Genomic DNA, 18,635 nt, shown 5'->3' on the forward strand with positions numbered 1-18,635 from the left:
TTTAGTTATTATTTTAGCTTTAAAGTGCCTGTTGATATATTTATTTAATCCGCTAAATTGGGTGACAACCACTTTCTTGCTTCCTGAATACTACAGCCTCTTCTTTCTGCATAATCCTTAAGCTGATCTTCTGTGATTTTTCCAAGGCCGAAATATTTCGCATGCGGACTTCCGAAATAATACCCGGAAACGGATGCTGTCGGGAACATCGCCAGACTTTCGGTAAGGAAAACCCCGGTGTTCTCTTCTACTTTTAAAAGGTCCCAGATGGTCTTCTTTTCCAGGTGGTCCGGACATGCAGGATATCCCGGTGCAGGGCGGATCCCTTTATATTTTTCTGCAATCAGCTCTTCATTGCTTAAATTTTCCTGGTTGGCATTGCCCCAGTATTCTGTTCTTACCTTTTTATGTAAAAATTCAGCAAAAGCTTCTGCAAATCTGTCTGCCAAAGCTTTTACCATGATGGCATTATAATCATCATTTGCTTTTTCATATTCTTCCGCAAGTTCATCTGTACCGAAGCCTGTAGTAACGCAGAAAGCTCCTACATAATCTGTTTTGCCGGAAGCCTGGGGTGCAATAAAGTCGCTTAATGCCAAATATTCTTTTCCTTTTGAACGCTGGGCCTGCTGTCTTAAAGTCAGGAACCTGGCCTGCTCTTCATTATTTTCGTTAAAGATTAAGATATCATCCGTTTCATTGGAGTTCGCTTTGAAAATTCCGAAGATCGCTTTTGCTTTCAGCAGTTTTTCATCAAGGATTCTTTTTAAAATAACCTGTGCATCTTTAAACAGTTCTTTAGCCTGGGCTCCTACCACCTCATCTTCAAAAATATTCGGGTATTTCCCGTGAAGATCCCAGCTTCTGAAGAATGGCGACCAGTCAACAAACGGGAGCAATTCATTTAAGTCCTGATCTTCTATTACGGTTACCCCTAAATTATTCGGTGTAAAAATTTCTTCGTTTTTCCAATCGATGCTGAAATGACTTTTTCTGGCTTCTTCAATAGAAACATAATCTTTATCAATTTGTCTGTTCAGAAACTTTTCACGGAAATCAGAGTATTCGTCCTTCAGCTCTGAAACGTAGTCTTTGTTTCTGTCTCCTAACAATGAGCTTACTACATTTACTGCTCTTGAGGCATCGTTCACATGAACTACCGCATTTTTATATTTTAAATCGATTTTCACAGCCGTATGGGCTTTTGATGTGGTTGCACCACCAATTAACAGAGGAAAATTGAGATTCTGCCTTTCCAATTCTGAAGCGATGTATACCATTTCATCAAGACTTGGTGTGATCAGTCCGCTTAATCCTATTACATCAACCTTATGTTCTATAGCAGCCTGAATAATTTTTTCAGCTGGAACCATTACCCCAAGATCCACAATCTCATAATTGTTACACCCTAATACCACACTCACAATATTTTTTCCGATATCGTGGACATCACCTTTTACTGTAGCCATCAGAATTTTCCCGTTGGCAGGCCTTGTGCCGTCTTTTTCCGCTTCAATATAGGGTTGCAGATAAGCCACAGCTCTTTTCATTACCCTGGCAGATTTTACCACCTGCGGAAGGAACATTTTTCCGCTTCCGAACAGGTCTCCCACAACGCCCATTCCGGTCATAAGATTTATTTCAATAACGTGCAGCGGTTTTGCAGCCTGTTTTCTGGCTTCTTCTACATCTTCTTCGATAAAGCGGTCGATTCCTTTTACCAAAGCATGGGTAATCCTGTCCTGTAAGGGCCTTGTACGCCATTCCAGCTCTTCAACTATTTCTTTTTTGACGGATTTATTTTTTTCAGAATACTCCAGAAGCCTTTCCGTAGCATCCTCTCTCTTATCAAGGATCACATCTTCCACAAGCTCCAGAAGTTCTTTATTGATCTCATCATATACTTCCAGCATGGAAGGGTTTACAATCCCGATATTCATCCCAGCCTGAATGGCATGATAAAGAAATACGGAATGCATGGCTTCTCTTACGGTATCATTTCCACGGAACGAAAACGAAACATTACTTACCCCACCACTCACGGAAGCATAAGGAAGATTCTGCCTTACCCATCTTGTAGCTTCGATGAAATCGATGGCATTTCTTCTGTGTTCTTCCATTCCTGTTGCTACAGGGAAAATATTCAGGTCGAAAATAATGTCTTCAGCTGGGAAACCCACCTGATTAACCAAAATATCATACGACCGCTTTGAAATTTCAAGTCTCCGATCATAATTGTCTGCCTGACCTGTTTCGTCAAATGCCATTACAATAACTGCCGCACCGTATCTTTTAACGGCTTTGGCCTGCTTGATAAATTCTTCTTCACCGCCCTTGAGACTGATGGAATTGACAACACATTTACCCTGTGCCACCTGAAGCCCGGCTTCCAGAATCTCCCATTTGGACGAGTCTATCATGATGGGAATTCGTGAAATATCCGGTTCTGAAGCTATCAAATTCAGAAATTTGATCATGGAAGCTTTTCCATCAATCAATCCGTCATCGAAATTGACATCAAGAATCTGAGCTCCTCCTTCTACCTGATGGCGGGCTATATCGAGTGCTTCCGAGAATTTCTCCTCTTTGATCAGTCTTAAAAATTTTTTGGAGCCGGCAACATTGGTTCTCTCACCAACATTGATGAAATTACTTTCCGGCGTTATAATAAGAGGCTCAAGGCCCGACAATCTTAAATATTTCATTAATTTTTATTCTTCTAAAATATAATAGGCATTGTTTGCATTCTGCCGCAACAGATCTACATGCTTGCCTAAAGCAGTAAAAATTGGAAATCTTTTATATTCCAAGCCATGTTCTTTTGCAAATTCTTCGATCTCTTCTGTGATCTCGTTATAGTACATATAGCTGTAATTCGGAAAAAGATGATGGGCCACATGAAAATTAAAATTTCCTAAAACATTTCTCACCAGCCAGTTATTTTCTTTTAAATCATTGGTCACCTCAAACTGATGACGAAGCCAGCTGAACGGAAGCCCGTTTTTTGTATCCAGCTTTGGAAAAGCGTTATCAGGAAGCGGATGCAATGGCAGTAATACAAACAGCGCAAAAATACTTGCCGCAATGATCTGAAGACTCCAGGCTCCCAAAGCCAGGCCTAGGGATACTTTAAAGAACAGGATGGGAACCACAATCTGATAAAAGAAATAGAACAGCTTATATATCACCATTTTTATTTTTTCAATGGAGGGAATGGAACCCTGAGTTTTTAAAATCACTCTTTCTTTATCAAAAAAATCTCTGAAATCCCTGATAAACATCCAATTGAACAGGTAAAGAGGATACACCATGAAGAAAAATCTATGTTGATATTTCTGGATTCCTTTTGCTTTAACCCACGGAACAATTAACAGCAGACCGCTCTGTTCTATATCCGTATCCCATCCGTCCACATTCGGATAGGCGTGATGGCTGGCAATATGTCTTTTTTTCCAGATGTATGAATTAGCTCCTACAAGGTCAAAAATACGCAGCACGAGAGAGTTCAGTCTTTTACTTTTATAAATGTTATTGTGGGCTGCTTCATGGATCAGGTTTAAATAAATCAGGACTAAACATATCCCCATTAAAACAAAGCTTCCGATATACATCCAGGATTTGTCCGCATTAAATAAAGCAAAGAAATACAACGCAAAATAGACCAAAGGCAGGATAACTGCTTTGATCTGTATATAAATGTCCCTGTTTTCGGGAATCTGTTCTAAACGCTGATTCACTTTCTTTCTCAGTTCATTAAAAAGTCTTATATCCTCTGAATTTTTCAAGTAACTTGGCTTTTCCATAATGTTAAATTTTGTGACTTATTTAAAGATAACATTTATAATCAAGCACTTACCCCATATTTAATTAAAAAAATCTATTAAATCAGACAAATTTTTTCAATTTTCTTGGTGAATATTCTGCCACCAGATCTGCAATAGCCCTGATGTGATCCGGCGTGGTTCCGCAGCATCCGCCTATAATATTGATCAATCCTTTCTCCACATATTCTTTGATCTGTCTAGCCATATCCTCAGGTGTTTCATCATATTTTCCGAAAGCATTGGGAAGTCCGGCATTCGGATAAGCTGAAACATAGAATTCTGAATTATGCGCTAACGTTTCCAGATAAGGAGTCAGCTGATCCGCTCCCAGGGCACAGTTGAACCCCACACTCAGTAAATTTAAGTGTGACACTGAGATCAGGAATGCTTCTGCAGTCTGTCCACTTAATGTTCTTCCTGAAGCATCAGTAATGGTTCCGGAAACCATAATAGGAATTTTTATATTTCTTTCTTCCTGAATTTCATCGATCGCGAAAAGAGCCGCTTTTGCGTTCAGGGTATCAAAGATGGTTTCTACCAGAAGAATGTCCGAACCACCATCAAGCAAAGCTTCGCACTGCTGTTTGTAGGCCATTCTTAATTCTTCAAAGGTGATCGCTCTGTATCCCGGATCATTTACATCCGGGCTTAAGCTTGCCGTTCTGTTAGTAGGTCCTATGGAACCGGCAACAAATCTGGGCTTTTTTGGGTCTTTAGCTGTAAATTCATCACATGCTTTTCTGGCAATTTTTGCGGACTCATAGTTCAGGTCATACACCAGGTCTTCCATATGATAATCTGCCATGGCAATAGTGGTTCCTGAGAATGTATTGGTTTCTATGATGTCTGCTCCTGCTTCCAGGTACTTTTTATGAACCTCTTCAATCGCCTGAGGCTGTGTCAGGGAAAGCAGGTCATTATTTCCTTTTACCGGATGCTCCCAGTCTTTGAAACGCTCCCCTCGATAATCTTCTTCTTCAAACTTGTAACGCTGAAGCATAGTTCCCATGGCTCCGTCAAGAATTAATATTCTCTCAGATATGGCCTGGTATAGTTGTTCTGAATTTTTCATTTTAAATTATCATTTGATCGCTAATTATTATTAATAGAATTTGCTCTGCCGTAACTAAGCTAACCATTGTCCAGTTAGTCTAAAGCCTGTTTTAAATCTGCTATGATGTCATCTACATGTTCAAGGCCTACGGAACAGCGCACCAAACCTGCGGTAATACCTACTTCGTTTCTTTCCTCATCCGTCAGTTTCGAATGTGTGGTTGATGCAGGATGAGTTACGATAGTTCTCGTATCTCCCAAATTGGCAGAAAGCGAGCATAATTTTATTTTATCCAGGAAGTTTCTTCCGCCTTCTATTCCTCCTTTAATTTCAAAAGCTACGATATTTCCGCCCAGTTTCATCTGCTTTTTAGCAATTTCATAACTTGGATGGGATTTTAGGAAAGGATATTTTACTAATTCTACATTGGGATGGCTTTCTAAAAACTCAGCCACTTTCAAAGCATTTTCACAATGCTTTTCAACACGGATAGCCAGTGTTTCAAGACTTTTTGATAATACCCATGCATTAAAAGGAGACATCGCCGGTCCGGTATTTCTTGCAAAAAGATAGATCTCTCTTATAAGGTCGGCTTTTCCTACAGCTACTCCACCTAATACTCTTCCCTGACCGTCAATAAGTTTTGTTGCAGAATGTACAACAACATCTGCCCCATATTTAATTGGCTGTTGCAGATAAGGTGTTGCAAAACAGTTGTCTACAATAAAAATAAGGTTGTGTTTTTTTGCAATCTGACCAAAAAACTCAAGATCCAGAATTTCAATAGCCGGATTGGTTGGGGTTTCTAGGTATAAGATTTTTGTATTGGGCTTAATATACTGTTCTACATTTTCAGCATCTCCAGCTTTAAAATAAGTAGTTTCGATATTCCATTTCGGGAAATACTTTGTAAACAAGGTATGTGTAGACCCGAACACCGACTGGCAGCTGACGATATGATCGCCGGCATTCAATAGAGCCGCAAATGTTGAATAAATGGCAGCCATTCCCGTTGCAAATGCATAACCGGCTTCTGCCCCTTCCATTATGGCAATCTTATCGGTAAATTCTGTCACGTTCGGGTTTGAAAAACGGCTGTATAAGTTTTTAGGCTTTTCTTCAGCGAAGCTTGCTCTCATATCTTCTGCATCCTGAAATATAAAACTGGATGTAAGATATAATGGTGTTGTATGTTCATCAAACTGGGTTCTTTCAGTCTGGGTTCTTATCGCTGATGTTTCAAAATTCTCCATATAGTTTAATTTAATAATATATCAGTACATCGTTGTACTTATGAGATCTGCATCAATTCTGAGACAGCATTATTGGTACATTGTTATACTGTTAGATTGATACAATGATTTACTTGGTTTCACTTACTCTTAAAATATCTCCGAAAACGCCTCTTGCTGTTACCTGAGCTCCGGCTCCGGCACCCATAATCACGATTGGGTTTTCACCATAACTTTCTGTATAGATTTCAAAAATAGAGTCTGAACCTTTCAGCTGGCCTAATGCAGAAGTGCCGGGTACAGAAACCAATTTCACATCAAGTTGTCCTTTGTCTTTCTGAAGATCACCGTGAAGATCGCCCACATAACGAAGCACATGTCCGGGCTCCTGCCCTTCTTTAATTTTCCGGTACTCTTCATCCAGTTCATCCAGCCTTGAGATAAATTCATTTTTATCTACGGACAGAAGATCTTCAGGAATTAGATTTTGGATGTTGATATCCTGGAATTCATTGATAAGATCTAATTCTCTTGCCAGGATCAGAAGTTTTCTTGCCACGTCATTTCCGGAAAGGTCCTCACGCGGATCAGGTTCTGTATATCCCTTTTCCATTGCTTCTCCGATAATGGTTGAAAATTTATCATTTCTCACCGAGAAATTATTAAAGATATAGCTTAGTGATCCTGAGAAAACTCCTTTTATTCTTGTAATATTTTCTCCTGAAAGATGCAGCAGTTTTATGGTGTCAATCAATGGGAGACCGGCTCCTACATTGGTTTCATACAGATAACGTCTGTTATTTTTACTCAACGTATATCTTAGTTTACGGTATTCTTCTATGGGAAGTGTATTGAAAATCTTATTGGATGAAACCAGGTCAAAACCGTTTTCAGCCAGTGCATGATAATTTTTCACAAAATCTTTGCTTGCTGTATTGTCTACGACGATCAGATTTTCCAACTGATTTTCTTTTGAAAAATTGATGAGCTCCTCTACATTTGACGGATGTTCTGCTGTTAAAACCTCATCATTCCAGTCTGCATTGAAGCCTTTTTTATTGAAAGCTATTTTTCTTGAATTGGCTACTGCAACTACTTTAAGATCTATCTTTTTACGTCTTCTGATTTCTTCAGACGACTGTAAAACCTGCTCTATTAATGTTTTTCCAACATTTCCGTGGCCAATGATTGCCAGATGAACTGTTTTAGGTTTTTTGAATATTTCGGATTCAATGATGTTCTTCGTTTTTTCATCCTGGGAAGAGGTAACAACAATATTGACTCTGTTTTCTCCTGCAATCTGGTTGAGAAGAAGGGGAAAAACATTGTTTCTGGCCAGCTCTGCAAGAACTTTATTGAAATCTTCCGCTACAAATCCAAGTACGGAAACATTATTGATGCTGTAAATCTGTGAAACCTTTCCTGATTTTCTCTCCGGCTCAAACTCATCGATCAGGCAGGTCACTGCTTTTTCTGCATCGGCTTCATTTACCAGAATGGATATTCCGTTTTCAATGGCCTGTTGGGAGATCACTCCAACACTGATACGCGCCAAAGTAAGCGCTTTAAAAACTCTTCCGTCGATCCCGATTTCACCCAGGAAATCTTCTCCTTCAAACTTGATGATTGATCTGTTTTTTAAAAACTTTATCTCGTTAGCATTTCTCATTCTACAAAATATTTTTTATGATAGTATTTAATTGTTCGTATTCCATTAGGAAGGCATCATGCCCGTGAATTGACTGTATTTCATGATAGAAAACTTCTTTCTTTTTCTCTTTCAGCTGTTCAAAGCACATTCGGATTTCTGAAGCGGGAAAAAATAAATCTGTATCTACAGCGATAAGGTGTATTCGGGCACCTATTTTATCTAACTGTTCTTCTTCAGTATTGATATTCATCAGCAGATGGTTCATCAATCTATAAGATCTTAAACTAAACCTTTCGTTTAATGAATTCCCGTGATAAACGAGCCAATCTTCTGACTCTAATCTCTGTTTTTCCTGATCGTATCTATTTTGAAATCTGTCATTTAATGACTGAGGTGTTCTGTAACACAGCATCGCATGAATTCTTGCTTTCTGCAGGGGCTCGTCATTTCCGTTCAGCAGAAATTTCTGAACCAGGCATTGGGCATGAAGCCAGTCGTGGGTTTTAAAATCGCAGGCAATAGGAATAAGGATTTCTGCCAACTGTGGTTGTTTGGTAAGCATTTCCCATGCAATTCCTCCTCCGAGAGAGCCTCCAATAATGGCATAAAGGTTTTTGATATGTAAAGCTTCCAGGCCTTTCAGAAATATTTCAGCAATATCTGATGGCGTGAAGTCTTCGTATTCGTCAATTAAAAAATGATCATACCCGTTTCCGGGAATATTGAAACACAGAACTGTGTATTTATTCGTATCAATAACCTGATTTTCACCAATCAGCTGTTTCCACCATCCTTTTCCTCCGGAAACATTTGAATTTCCGGTTAAGGCATGATTTACTAATATAACGGGTGCTGTATACAGGTCTTTCCCGAAGATCTGATAGGTCAACGGGATATGGTATTCCTTTTGGGAATGGGTACGATACGAAAGATTAATATAGTTTAGTTCTGTTTTCAATTCTATTATTATTTTAATACAATTGAAAATGCCACAGGAAATGGCTGAAAAGAACTTCAGTAAGTTATCTGTCCAAAATAAATTGGTAGAACGTAGCACCTTCTCTGCTTGCACAAAGGGTTGCTAAGGTTTCATAGGGTCTAATCCCTCAACCTTTCTTGATAACATTTTCAATATTTGAATGAACGCTCTGCAAAGATAAGTCTTTTCTTTTAAAATTAAAAAGAAAAAATATTTATTATTAAAAAAGTCTGTAATAATAAGCGTTTCAAGGGTATGTTAATAATTATTCAGGTGAAAGGAATTGGAATTATTTTTCAAAAAAACTAACTTCGTATTGAAAAAGTGATGAAATATGACTGTTGAGAAAGAAAGATTACAAGATGCTAAATGGAAAAACTGGGGTCCCTATGTCAGCAACCGACAATGGGGAAATGTACGTGAAGACTACAGCCCGAACGGAAATGCCTGGCATTACGCGAACCATAATAATGCAGAAAGCTACGCCTACCGATGGGGCGAAGAGGGTATCGCAGGAATCTCCGATGTGAAACAGCTTTTCTGTTTTGCATTTTCCTTCTGGAATAAAAAAGATAAAATTGTAAAAGAACGTTTTTTTGGATTAAGCAACCCCCAGGGTAACCACGGCGAGGATATCAAAGAAATTTTTTATTATTTAGATAATACACCTACCCACAGCTACATGAAGATGGTGTACAAATATCCTGTCAATGCCTTTCCTTATGATGATCTTGTTGATGAAAACGGCAGACGAAGTAAAAAGGAACCGGAATACGAAATATTTGATACCGGAATTTTTAATAATGATGAATATTTCGATATCTTCATTGAATACTGTAAAGCAGACCATAATGATATTCTTGCTAGGGTAACCATCCATAACCGAAGCAATCAGGATGCTCCCATTGTGATAGCTCCGACTGCCTGGTTCCGGAATAACTGGAAATGGGGCTACAATACCTACAAAGCCCAGATGCATGCTTCATATGACGGCTGCATTGATATTAACCATGACAGCATTTCGATCAAGAAGTTCTATTCAAGGAATCTGGCTGCGAAAAGTGCTTTCTGCGAAAATGAAACAAATACTCCCAAATTATACGGAGCCCCTTATCCCGGAAACACCTATTTTAAAGACGGGATCAATGATCATATTATTTATGGAAGCAATACGGTAAATCCTGAAAAGAGAGGGACCAAAGCATCTTTTATTATTGATGAAATGATTGGTGCGGGACAATCCAAAACTTTTGATTTCAGATTGTGCCCCGATGAAACAGACGAACCTTTCGATAAGTTCGATGAAATTTTCAGTACAAGAACAGCCGAAGCCGATGAGTTCTACAATGATATCCAGAGTGAAACAACAACCGAAGATGAAAGGAATGTTCAGCGACAGGCTTTTGCAGGACTTCTCTGGAATAAACAATTCTATCATTATAATGTGGGAAAATGGCTGAAAGGTGACCCCAACCACGAAGCTCCCAGGAATTTCAATGAGTATGTAAGAAATACGGAATGGAACCATCTTCACAATAAGGATATCATTTCTATGCCTGATAAATGGGAATATCCGTGGTATGCGACATGGGATCTGGCTTTTCACTGTGTACCTTTTTCCATTATTGACGGTGAATTTGCTAAAGGACAGCTTCTGCTTTTAACAAAGGAATGGTATATGCATCCCAATGGTCAGCTTCCTGCTTATGAATGGAACCTGAGCGACGTGAATCCACCGGTACATGCATGGTCATGCTTCCGGGTTTTCAAAATTGATGAAAAGCAGAACGGAAAACCTGATCTTTTATTTCTTGAAAAAGTTTTCCAGAAACTCCTCCTGAACTTTACATGGTGGGTGAACAGAAAGGATAAAAACGGTAAGAATATTTTTGGCGGCGGTTTCCTTGGTCTTGATAATATCGGAGCTTTCGACCGCAATATGGTGCTGAAAGACGGACAGCATCTGGAACAGGCCGACGGAACAAGCTGGATGGCGATGTATGCGCTTAACATGATGCGGATTGCCATGGAGCTTGCACAGTACTACCAGGTTTATGAAGATATGGCGATTAAGTTTTTTGAACATTATCTGTATATCGCTGAAGCCATGGAAAATCTGGGTGACGGTAAGGAAGGTTTATGGAATGAGGAGGACGGATTTTTCTATGATGTACTGCAACTCGGTAACGGAGACAGTGTTTCATTGAAGTTAAGAAGTATTGTAGGATTGATCCCAATGTTTGCCGTGGAAATTGTAGACCATAAACTATTGGAGAAAATGCCTAATTTCCAGGCAAGAATGGATTGGGTATTAAAAAACAAACCGGAACTCACGAAACTTGTTTCTCACTGGGATGAGGAAGGACAGGGAAGAAAGCATCTGATGAGCATTTTACGTAAGAACAGGCTGACAAAGGTTCTGAAAAGAATGCTTGATGAGAACGAATTTTTAAGTTCTTACGGGATCCGTGCCATGTCGAAAGTATATGAAGAAAATCCGTTTGTATTCTCTGTTCACGGGACGGAAAATGTAGTGTATTACACGCCTGCAGAAAGTGACAGCCGGATGTTCGGAGGCAACAGTAACTGGAGAGGTCCTATCTGGTTCCCGATCAATTTTCTGATCGTGGAAAGCTTACAGCGTTTTCATTTTTACTATGGCAACAGCTTAAAGGTGGAATTTCCTACCGGAAGCGGCGAGAAGAAAAACCTGGATGAAGTGGCACAGAATATCAGCAAAAGATTATGTTCACTATTCTTAAAGGATGAAGACGGGCAGAGACCTTTTAACGGAGGCAATGCCAAGTTTAATTATGATGAACATTTCAAAGATTATATTACATTCTTTGAATATTTCCACGGAGACAACGGCCGCGGTGTAGGAGCCTCTCATCAGACCGGATGGACGGCAACGGTTGCCAAGCTTATGAAACCAAGAATGACTATATAATTCAAAGCCTCTTTTTTAAGGGGCTTTTTCAATTCTTTTAGTTATCAATTAATTGATGAGCGGGGATTCTTAATAATTTTAATTATATTTATCTCCACAAAAACACAAATGAAAGCAAAATTCCCTTTTACTTTCCTAATACTCTTATTAGGGAAACTGAACCAGAATACTCTGTTTCTCTGTTATTACCTACATCTGGCTTCTTTTTCACTTTCAGAAAAATCATTTAAAACAATTATTTAACCACTATTTACTGTACTCTTTTTCCTGATGATATTTTTATCAGGTATAATTATTTTTTATCTCAAATGAGGTGAGAAATCATCCAAAATTAAAACACAATACAATTACATAATGAGAACAAAATTATTTCTTTTTTCTTTCCTGATGATCCTGTTAGGATTAAAAGCGCAAAGTATTCAGACTAGTGGAAATTTTAAAGCAAAACTCCTTTCTTCATCAGCCAGCAATACCATTGCTAAAAATTTATCCGGAAATTATTTTGCCGTAGACGCTGATGGCGATGGCGATATTGACAAGAACGAAGCAGAACAGGTTTCAGAATTAAATATCCAAAGCTCAGGAATTGGTGAACTTAATAGTATTTTTCATTTTAAGAATCTTGCAAAATTAGATTGTTCAAATAATAATCTAATGTTTTTGGAACTCCAGGGGTTAGAAAATCTTGAAACTGTAAAGTCAAATAACAATCAACTTCGGGAAGTGTATCTGCAGTACAATCCGAGTTTAAAGAACCTTGATTTGAGCAATAATGTTATCGAATATATCAATCTTGCGAACCTTATAAGTTTAAGTAATATAAATTTATCCGGAAATCACCTGAGTGGTCTTTCTTTTCAAGACGGCACAACAGTAAATATTCAGTCTTTGAATGTTACGAACAATCCTTTACTTACAACCATTTGTAAAGATGTTTCAGATATTCTGCCTTCGACAGGAAGTATTTCTCAAAATACTTATGACGTTCCTTATATGAACCCGGCATTTACAACGGCATTGCTTTATGCCTCTCCGACCAATATGGTTGCAAAAAACCTTAGTAACCAATACTTCAGGATTGATGCAAACGGAGATGGTATTTTACAATTGTCTGAGCTCTCTCAAATCAAAGAATTAGATCTGAATGAAGCTTATTATAATACTCCTATGCATCTAAGTTCCATTAATAGCTTTGGAATGAGCAACCTGAAGAAAATTAAATACACTGGGGCGGGACAGGAAAATTATGGGGGAATTTCTACCCATTTTTGGGGAAATCTATATGATGTTGATCTAAAAGGATCTCCAAATTTGGAATCTATTCTATTTGATGATCAACCTTTGAGAGGAATTGACATAAGTAATATGCCTCATCTAACTATGTTGAGTTTAAATATAGAAGTCCCTTTTTCCAGTCCAGCTAATTTTCCTGAATCCGGGATGAGACTGAAATATCTAAAAGGAGAAAACTGCAGTTCTTTAAATTATATCGGCTTAGAATATCAGAATGCTCTTGAAAGAGTCAATTTAAAAAATTGCACGTCTTTAATACAATTCAATCATACTAATGATGGATATAATGGGGATAATTATCTCGCATCACCAAAAACATTTGCTTTACAAGATGTAAATCTTGAAGGTTGCTCAAGTTTGATCTCTACAAATGTAAGCCGAACTATGCTAACTAATCTGAACGTTAAAAACTGCCCAGTTTTAGAAGAAATCAAAGCCTATAAAGGTCAACTTACTACTACAGATAATATCTTAATGGCCAACAGTCCCAATATTAAAATATTAACGGTAACCGCTAACAGAATTACAAATGTAGACCTATCTAAAATACCCAGTGTAGAAATACTTGACTGTACTGCCAATGTATTGACCAATATTCAAGGGTATTCAAACAAGTTAAAAAAACTGCATATTTATAATAACAGTCTAACAGCATTAAATATTCATAATATTCCCAATCTGGAACTTATAGCACTTGGCTATAATAAATTTATTGATCTAAATTTCAACGGTCATCAAAAACTACAATCAATTCTCATAAAAGACTATAGCTACAATGAATTTTATGATACTAATATGCCTTTTCCAAATGGCGATAATTATTTAAAAAGTCTGAACGTAAATAATTGTCCCAACATGCAAAGCATCTTCTTAGCATCTTCTGTATTGGAAAGGTTATATATCAAAAATGGAGTGAATGAAACTATCGATTATTTTATTGCATCACCAAGCCAATTTATCTGTTGTGACGCAAGCGAGGCTGTCGCCATGCAGGATCAACTGGATATAATGAATAATACTACGTGCGCTGTTTACACAGACTGCAGCACTACCGGGCCAGTATTATCAACACATAATATTTCAAAAGACAAAGACACTGTAAATATTTTTCCTAGTCCTACAAAGGGAGATGTGAACGTCACTGCTGATTCTAAGATCAATTCAATTGAAATTTATGATGCGCAGGGAAAAATTATTCAGAAACAAACAGAAATTAATTCCCAAACTACAAAAGTTTCTATTCAGGGTAATACTTCCGGAATATATATTTTCAAAATAATTACAGAAAAAGAAACATTTACAAAAAAAATCATCAAAAACTAAAAAAATCATTTTCCATATTTTACCCTTTCATTCAATGAGAGGATATTTTATAATAAAACAAAACCCCGGATAAGATGTCCGGGGTTTTGCTTTTTATTTTCTTGAGTTAAACTTTCTCGCCGTTTACCAGAACTTCATACCCGATCTCTACATTGGGTTCTAAAGTTTTTGATACGGAACAGTATTTCTCAAAGGACAGCTGAGCTGCTTTCAATGCTTTTTTAGGGTCTATATTCCCTTCCAGAAGGAATTTCACTTTGATAGCTTTGAATGGTTTTGCATCTTCTACAGGAATTCTTTCACCTTCTACTTCTGCTTTGAAACCGGTGATTTCCTGACGTTGTTTTTTCAGGATAGCCACTACATCTATTCCACTGCATCCGGCGACAGCCATGAGTACACTTTCCATAGGAGAAACGCCCTTAGCTCCCGGTTGAGAGGTATTGTCCAAAAGGATAGAATTCCCTTGGGAATTGGTACATTCAAATAAAAAATCGTCGTTGAGTCGGTTGAGTGTTATTTTCATTTTTAAATTTTATTGTAAGATTCCTCTACTCCGTTCAGAATAACTGAACCCTCAGGTTTATTAAGCAAAATTATAAAATTTCTCTCGCTTTTATCTCAAGATATTTATTGATAACGTCAATATTCAAGTTTTCAGGCAGGGTATACACCGTATAGATCCCATATTTCCTAAGTTCCTGAATGATTAGCTTCTTTTCAAACTCAAATTTTTCAGCGATAATTTCGTCATAAATTTCCTGCATGCTTTCAGGATTTTTTTGGATAAGAGTATGCAGTTCTGAATTTTTGAAAAACACAACAACCAACAAGTGGTTTTTGGCAATACCCCGGAGGTATTTCAATTGCCGGTTTAATCCGTCAAGAGTTTCAAAATTGGTGAAAAGCAAAACAAGGCTTCTCTGGTTCAGAGAATATTTTATATCCTGATACAGACGGTTGAAATCACTTTCAAAAAAGTCAGTTTTAATATTGTACAGGGCTTCTGAGATCTTTTTCAGCTGACCTGATTTATTTTCAGCCGCGATTTTATTCTCCGTCTTTTTTGAAAAGGTCATCATTCCGGCCCGGTCGCCTTTTTTCAGGATAATATGGGAAAGAGCCATAGCTGCATTGATAGAGTAATCAAGCAGACTTAATCCATTGAAAGGCATTTTCATCGTCCTTCCTTTATCAATCAGAATGAAAATACGCTGAGATTTTTCATCCTGAAACTGGTTGACCATCAACCGGTTCGTTTTAGAGGTGGCTTTCCAGTTGATTGTTCTGATGTCATCTCCGGGAACATATTCTTTGATCTGCTCAAACTCCATGGTATGTCCCAGTTTTCTTATCTTTTTGATCCCTCCCAGCATAAACTCGCTCTGCAGTGCCATCAGCTCATACTTTCTGAGATGAACAAAAGACGGGTAAGCAGGCAGCATAGCATCTTTCTGGAAATTAAACCTTCTGGCCACAAAGCCTAATGGTGAAGAAGCATAAACATTCAGGTTTCCAAAGCTATACTCTCCTCTTTCTTTTGGTTCCAGGCTGTACTGGAAGTAGGTATTTCTACCTGATTCAATATTTTTTGTAATCAGAAAGTCTCTTTTCTGGAACTGAAACGGAATTTCATCAATGATCCTTGTACTGATCTTAAAGCTGTAATTATTTTTAATGTCGATTTTTACAAAATTCTCATCTCCGTTGGACAGCTTCTCCGGCAGTATTCTTTGAGCCAGCACTGCATTCTTTTGGTTGAACAGTAAAAGATAATCTACCATTACCGCAAGAAAGCACAGCAGCAACAGAATATGAGCCGCCCACATCAGAACCGGAAAGAAAAATGCAAGGACATACAGTATCCCCACTCCGATGAGCGAAAAGAAAAATCGTGTATTGATGTATAGGTTTTTCATTTTTTGCTAGGGATTCGGGGATAGGATTTAGAGATTAGGGAATCAACTGTGATAAATAATTACCTGTTATACCTAATCCCTAAATCCTAATCCCTATGATCTATCTCGGAATCTCTATTCCCTCTAAGATCTGGCGTATAATTTCATCTGCTGTAAGGCCTTCCATCTCTCTTTCCGGAGAAACGATCACTCTGTGTCTTAATACGGCGTAGCTTGCCTCTTTGATGTCCTCGGGTGTTACAAAGTCTCTTCCCCTAAGGGCTGCAAAAGATTTGGAAGCCGTAAGCAGGGCCAGTGAAGCTCTTGGAGAAGCACCCAGATATAAGAACTGGTTTTCTCTTGTATTGACAATAATTTTGGCAATATATTCCATGAGCTGGGATTCTACGATGATCTCTTTTACCAGGTGCTGATAGCTTTTCAGCTGCTCGGCAGTAATGACATGGTTGACGCCTTCGGTTTTATCTTCTTTTTTGCTTTCGTGCTGGTTTCTGATAATGGCTATTTCCTGCTCAAGATTCGGATATCCTACATTGATTTTGAACAGAAAACGGTCCAGTTGTGCTTCGGGAAGCCTGTAGGTTCCTTCGTGCTCTATAGGATTCTGGGTAGCCACTACCAGAAATGGCTCATCCATAATGTAGCGGGTTCCATCCATGGTGATCTGTCTTTCTTCCATTACCTCAAACAATGCTGCCTGGGTCTTCGCCGGCGATCTGTTGATCTCATCAATTAATATAAAGCTGGAAAAAATAGGGCCTTTTTTAAATTCAAATTCAGAGTTTTTCACATTGAAAACAGAGGTTCCCAGAATATCGGAAGGCATAAGATCCGGTGTAAACTGGATCCTGCTGAAACCTACGTCAATAGTTTTTGCCAGAAGCTTGGCTGTAATAGTTTTCGCCACCCCCGGAACACCTTCAATCAGTACATGTCCGTTTGATAAAAGGGCTGCAATAAGATGCTCGACCATGCTTTCCTGTCCAACAATAACTTTGGCTATTTCAGCTTTTACTTTGTCTAGGCTGGCACGCAGCTCAATCATGTCAATTCTCGATTGAAACTGGTCTTCGTTTTTATTTAAATTGATAGAACTTTGATTTTCTACATTCTGGTTTTCAAGGTTTTCCATAATTATATTTTTTTTCAACAACAATGTAACGACTTAACAGTCAGTATTTTTATCGGCAGTCAATATATCTGCTTATCCTGTAATCTATTGATCCATTGTTACATACTAGTCTGTTATATTATTTGAGTATTTCATCGAGGAGTTTATTCATTCTTACAAGATCTTCTTTCATTACGCTTGCATAAGGATCCTGTCCTTTTTTGACCAAAGCTATAGCTTCATCAATCATTTCTATTGGTTTTCCTGTTTTTAAATGAAGTTTTTTAGCAAATTCTCCATCCAGATTCTGGGTATCGATCAACAGGTCCATTCTTATTTTATTCAGAAAATACTGGGCTTTTTTAGCCATCATATCATGGAAATTTCCTTCCTGAAGATAAAGATTTCCAATGCTTTTCACAAAATCCACCGAAGTATTCCTCAGCGGTTCCAAAACAGGGACTATCCGCTGTTTTCTTTTTGCATTAAAGAAAATAAACAGTACAAGTCCTCCTAAAAATATCCACCATGCATACTTCAATGCGGGGTTGGACAGGACAAACCTCATGAAAAAACGGGAAACTTTGGTATCATTTTCCACAAACCAGATGGTTTCCCTATCCTGAAGATACGAAAAAACATCCTGTGTATATTTTAAACTTCCAGGTTTTAAAAGATAATAATTGGTTAGGAAAAGAGGTTCACTATGGACATAAATTGTTCCTTTTCCAAAGCTGACCTTAATAAAATTCGCCTGATCAGAGTTATTTTTTTCCACTGTTTTACCCAGTACTTCCACTTTAGGTTTAATGTAAGAAAAACCTCTGCCCGACGGAAACTTATCTAGTTTAATAAAATCGTTCTGGTATTCTTTATCCGTAAGCTTCAGTACATTTTCCTCTTCAAAAGAAATATCTGAGCTGTGATAGCCTATACTGTCTGAAATATCTTTTGGAACCCGGCTCATCAGAATCATCACATCTGAACCGTTTGTTACCTGATCCAGGATTTTCTTCCAGGATTCTTTATCCAGGTCTTTTTCTATAACGATGATATTATGCGGGGCTTTTTTTCTCTGGCTATAATAATCATAAGGGGCTTCTTCTGTTTTTTTCAGATTATTTTTAAACAGATCTTTCGCTTCATTATTAAAAACAAACAGGCCGAACGGAGATTTTTCGTTGATATTAAAATTTTTACGCCAGTTGACTGTTTCTTTTTTATTGACTTCAAGCAACGCCAGAATAAGCATCACAACGATGAATATCACAGCATATATTTTGAAGGTCTTTTTCATGG

General features: G+C 38.0%; 12 protein-coding genes and 1 riboswitch. Of the genes, 2 read left to right on the top strand and 10 right to left on the bottom strand.

Going from position 1 to position 18,635, the window contains the following annotated elements:
- Positions 1-44: 44 nt before the first annotated feature.
- The 6 genes from metH to J4Q03_RS12845 all read right to left on the bottom strand — a co-directional run bounded on the left by metH (position 45) and on the right by J4Q03_RS12845 (position 8,719).
- On the bottom strand, positions 45-2,705 hold the full coding sequence (gene metH / locus J4Q03_RS12820; protein ID WP_426048560.1) for a methionine synthase: 2,661 nt from the start codon (positions 2,703-2,705) through the stop codon (positions 45-47).
- A 6-nt stretch (positions 2,706-2,711) separates the two neighbouring features.
- Positions 2,712-3,803, bottom strand: a complete 1,092-nt coding sequence (locus J4Q03_RS12825; protein WP_426048561.1) for a fatty acid desaturase family protein — start codon at positions 3,801-3,803, stop codon at positions 2,712-2,714.
- Between the two features lie 82 nt (positions 3,804-3,885).
- Positions 3,886-4,896, bottom strand: a complete 1,011-nt coding sequence (locus J4Q03_RS12830; protein ID WP_426048562.1) for a homocysteine S-methyltransferase family protein — start codon at positions 4,894-4,896, stop codon at positions 3,886-3,888.
- 74 nt (positions 4,897-4,970) lie between these two features.
- Positions 4,971-6,131 carry an O-succinylhomoserine sulfhydrylase gene (locus J4Q03_RS12835; RefSeq protein WP_111957194.1) on the bottom strand — a complete coding sequence of 387 codons (1,161 nt, stop codon included), beginning with the start codon at positions 6,129-6,131 and terminating at the stop codon, positions 4,971-4,973.
- A 109-nt stretch (positions 6,132-6,240) separates the two neighbouring features.
- Complete coding sequence (locus tag J4Q03_RS12840; protein WP_426048563.1) at positions 6,241-7,779, bottom strand: ACT domain-containing protein; 1,539 nt, start codon at positions 7,777-7,779, stop codon at positions 6,241-6,243.
- Position 7,780: 1 nt separating this feature from the next.
- Positions 7,781-8,719 carry an alpha/beta fold hydrolase gene (locus tag J4Q03_RS12845; protein ID WP_426048564.1) on the bottom strand — a complete coding sequence of 313 codons (939 nt, stop codon included), beginning with the start codon at positions 8,717-8,719 and terminating at the stop codon, positions 7,781-7,783.
- 61 nt (positions 8,720-8,780) lie between these two features.
- A riboswitch (SAM riboswitch) is annotated at positions 8,781-8,887 on the bottom strand.
- Positions 8,888-9,074: 187 nt separating this feature from the next.
- Here J4Q03_RS12845 and J4Q03_RS12850 point away from each other — a divergent pair.
- Together J4Q03_RS12850 and J4Q03_RS12855 are read left to right on the top strand one after the other, a co-directional pair.
- On the top strand, positions 9,075-11,690 hold the full coding sequence (locus J4Q03_RS12850; RefSeq protein ID WP_426048565.1) for an MGH1-like glycoside hydrolase domain-containing protein: 2,616 nt from the start codon (positions 9,075-9,077) through the stop codon (positions 11,688-11,690).
- Between the two features lie 354 nt (positions 11,691-12,044).
- A complete protein-coding gene (locus J4Q03_RS12855) occupies positions 12,045-14,306 on the top strand; it encodes a T9SS type A sorting domain-containing protein (protein ID WP_426048566.1) in 2,262 nt (753 codons plus the stop codon).
- A gap of 106 nt (positions 14,307-14,412) precedes the next feature.
- Here J4Q03_RS12855 and J4Q03_RS12860 read toward each other — a convergent pair whose 3' ends face one another.
- From J4Q03_RS12860 to J4Q03_RS12875, 4 genes are all read right to left on the bottom strand, one after another.
- Positions 14,413-14,832 carry an OsmC family protein gene (locus J4Q03_RS12860; protein ID WP_426048567.1) on the bottom strand — a complete coding sequence of 140 codons (420 nt, stop codon included), beginning with the start codon at positions 14,830-14,832 and terminating at the stop codon, positions 14,413-14,415.
- 70 nt (positions 14,833-14,902) lie between these two features.
- Complete coding sequence (locus J4Q03_RS12865; protein ID WP_426048568.1) at positions 14,903-16,225, bottom strand: DUF58 domain-containing protein; 1,323 nt, start codon at positions 16,223-16,225, stop codon at positions 14,903-14,905.
- A gap of 100 nt (positions 16,226-16,325) precedes the next feature.
- Positions 16,326-17,357, bottom strand: a complete 1,032-nt coding sequence (locus J4Q03_RS12870; RefSeq protein WP_426048569.1) for an AAA family ATPase — start codon at positions 17,355-17,357, stop codon at positions 16,326-16,328.
- A gap of 118 nt (positions 17,358-17,475) precedes the next feature.
- Positions 17,476-18,633: a hypothetical protein gene (locus tag J4Q03_RS12875; RefSeq protein WP_426048570.1), complete on the bottom strand. Its 1,158-nt coding sequence runs from the start codon at positions 18,631-18,633 to the stop codon at positions 17,476-17,478.
- Positions 18,634-18,635: the final 2 nt, after the last annotated feature.

Origin of the sequence: Chryseobacterium sp. NFX27, assembly GCF_049887855.1 — a bacterium.
Classification (GTDB): Bacteria; Bacteroidota; Bacteroidia; order Flavobacteriales; family Weeksellaceae; genus Chryseobacterium.

What these genes read in the sequence shown, in the direction of transcription:
- metH (WP_426048560.1), bottom strand. Translation starts at nt 2,705, where the DNA reads ATGAAATATTTAAGATTGTCGGGCCTTGAGCCTCTTATTATAACGCCG.
- J4Q03_RS12825 (WP_426048561.1), bottom strand. Translation starts at nt 3,803, where the DNA reads ATGGAAAAGCCAAGTTACTTGAAAAATTCAGAGGATATAAGACTTTTT.
- J4Q03_RS12830 (WP_426048562.1), bottom strand. Translation starts at nt 4,896, where the DNA reads ATGAAAAATTCAGAACAACTATACCAGGCCATATCTGAGAGAATATTA.
- J4Q03_RS12835 (WP_111957194.1), bottom strand. Translation starts at nt 6,131, where the DNA reads ATGGAGAATTTTGAAACATCAGCGATAAGAACCCAGACTGAAAGAACC.
- J4Q03_RS12840 (WP_426048563.1), bottom strand. Translation starts at nt 7,779, where the DNA reads ATGAGAAATGCTAACGAGATAAAGTTTTTAAAAAACAGATCAATCATC.
- J4Q03_RS12850 (WP_426048565.1), top strand. Translation starts at nt 9,075, where the DNA reads ATGACTGTTGAGAAAGAAAGATTACAAGATGCTAAATGGAAAAACTGG.
- J4Q03_RS12855 (WP_426048566.1), top strand. Translation starts at nt 12,045, where the DNA reads ATGAGAACAAAATTATTTCTTTTTTCTTTCCTGATGATCCTGTTAGGA.
- J4Q03_RS12860 (WP_426048567.1), bottom strand. Translation starts at nt 14,832, where the DNA reads ATGAAAATAACACTCAACCGACTCAACGACGATTTTTTATTTGAATGT.
- J4Q03_RS12865 (WP_426048568.1), bottom strand. Translation starts at nt 16,225, where the DNA reads ATGAAAAACCTATACATCAATACACGATTTTTCTTTTCGCTCATCGGA.
- J4Q03_RS12870 (WP_426048569.1), bottom strand. Translation starts at nt 17,357, where the DNA reads ATGGAAAACCTTGAAAACCAGAATGTAGAAAATCAAAGTTCTATCAAT.
- J4Q03_RS12875 (WP_426048570.1), bottom strand. Translation starts at nt 18,633, where the DNA reads ATGAAAAAGACCTTCAAAATATATGCTGTGATATTCATCGTTGTGATG.